Origin of the sequence: uncultured Roseovarius sp. (assembly GCF_947489715.1) — a bacterium.
Taxonomy (GTDB): domain Bacteria; phylum Pseudomonadota; class Alphaproteobacteria; order Rhodobacterales; family Rhodobacteraceae; genus Roseovarius.
Map to the genome: position 1 here is coordinate 1 of NZ_CANLER010000025.1, position 2,422 is coordinate 2,422.

At 53.0% G+C, this 2,422-nt stretch carries 1 protein-coding gene; it reads right to left on the bottom strand.

Annotated features, from left to right (window positions below; genetic code table 11):
• Positions 1–200 precede the first annotated feature (200 nt).
• Entirely contained in the window at positions 201–2,090 is a 1,890-nt protein-coding gene (locus tag Q1B27_RS24400) for an SLC13 family permease (protein WP_299852780.1), read from the bottom strand.
• Positions 2,091–2,422 lie beyond the last annotated feature (332 nt).

Sequence of the window (2,422 nt, forward strand, 5' to 3'; positions counted from 1 at the left end):
CGAATGTCAGGGACACATCGTTGTCCGCGAAGCGGTTTGGGACTCGGTCAGCGGAAACCATCAGGGCCAGCAGCCGTATGCGCTGCGCAAACAGGCCGGACACACGACTGCATCTGACAGACACTCATATCAGCTCAAAAAATGTCTTGCTATGCAGGAGCAATCCACACAGGACTTTCGTTTACAGATCAGAACCACAGTCAGAAAAACAGATTCAAACCCGCCATTGACACGATCAAGAAGAGAATCGTCATGATCCCACCGGAACGCACGAAATCAATCACTCTGTAGCCTGCGGGGCCCATGATCAGAGCGTTGACCTGATGGGTTGGGATCAGGAAGGAATTGGAGGTCGAAATCGCCACCGTCAGAGCAAACACTGCCGGGTCTCCTCCGGCGGCCAGTGCAATCGAAACAGCCAGCGGCACAAGCAGGACGGTCGCACCAACATTCGACATGACAAGCGTAAATGCCGTCGCCAAAACCGCCAGGCCCGCCTGCAGCGCCCAAACTGGCCATCCGTCGAGCAAGCTCAGAATTTGGCCAGCAATCCAGGTTGCGGTTCCTGTGTTTTGAACTGCCTGACCTAATGGAATAAGAGAGGCCAGCAAAAAAACCGTGCTCCAGCTGACCGCGTCATAAGCCTCGTCAATCGAAAGCACGCGACTCAAAATCATGCCCATAGCCCCGGCAAGTAGACACAAAGACAATCTGACATCCGAAAACAGGATCAACAACAGCGCCATGGCAAAAAACGCCAATGCCCAGCCCACTTTATGGGGTCGCAGCTCTTCCTGTGGGAAATCAGATGTCACTACGACAAAATCTCGGTCCGATAAAAGCTCGGTCAGTCGGTCCCATTGAATATGTACTACCGCCGTATCGCCTGCTTGCAAGGGGACTTGCCCGATATGTGTGGCGACATGATCTTCGGTTTCAACATGGCTTAACGTCTCTGCCCCGCGATGGATCGCCAGCAGCGAAAGCCCGTGCGATTGACGCAGACGCAGATCAATTGGAGTGTGACCAATCACGCTGGATCCCGGCGGGATCACCACCTCAGCCACGCCCGATTGGGTGGCAGCAAAGTCATCCGCAAACACATCCAGCTGAGGCAAGATTTCTAACCCGTAGGGCTCCGCAAATTCCTCAAGTACAACCCGCTGCAGCCCTAAAACCGCAAGGCGAGCGGGTGCTTCAATTGTGGTATCGGCCATTGGAGCAATGACTTTGTGTCCCCGGTATGACGTGCCCAGAATATACATGTGATGGGCCACCATCAGATCAGCAAGAGTTTGTCCGATAAGAATAGAACCTTCTGGAACGCGCACTTCGAACATGTCGGCACGCAATCCATATGTGTTTTCGATATAGGTCTGCATCGACCTGCCAGAACCCGCATCCATACCCCAATCCCGCTGTGTAGGCAGGACCCAACGCCCAAACAAGACGAAGTAAAGAACTCCTGTCGCCACTAGCATCACCCCGATAGGCGTAACTGAAAACAGTCCGAACGCCTCCATCCTCATGCCTGCCGGAAGGCTTTCGTTAGATGCGAGTATCAAATCATTGAGCAAAATTAATGGGGAAGATCCCACCATGGTGATCGTCCCACCCAAAATGGCACAAAACCCCATTGGCATGAGCAAGCGGCTCATGGGAATCTCAGTGCGCGCAGAAATGCGGCTGATTACCGGCAAAAACAAAGCCGCGGCCCCGATATTCTGCATGAAAGAGCTGATGACACCAACGACACTTGATACAATAGGAATGATCCGCGCCTCGGTTGTCCCGCCTCGTCTTATGATTAGCGCCGCCACTTTGGACATCAGGCCGGTCCTATCCAGCCCCGCGCCTATGATCATCACCGCAATGATCGAAATAACGGCGTTCGATGAAAAGCCAACGAAAAGGTTAGAGACATCCGCCAGATTGTTGAGCCCCGGCAAATAGCTGAGTCCGCCTAACAATACCATCACCAGAACCGCCGCCACATCTATTCGCACGATCTCCGAGACGAAAAGAAAAACAGTAACTATCAGCAGCCCCAGGACCACAATCATTTCGTTCGTCAGTGCTACTGCTTCCAAGTCCATCTCCCGGGATCAGCCTAGACATACGAGAATAAGCTAGGCATAGCCAAGTCACGTCACAAAATTAGTTTGGAACCTGTTTTTGTTCATTGACTACATGACAGTCGGCAGCATGTAAGCGTGCGGGTGGATCGGACGTTGCTGACGGCCCTAACCGGACATTCGGCTGCTTCCAGAATCCACCCGTCGATTTCCCGGAAGCGGACCTTCATCATCGACGCAGCAATTCAGGCCGGTGGTTAACGGCTTCGCGGACATAGCGGGCTTCCCTTGATTTTCTATCAACGTCAGCTTCGGCTGATTGCTCATTGGCTATTGCCTTACTCATT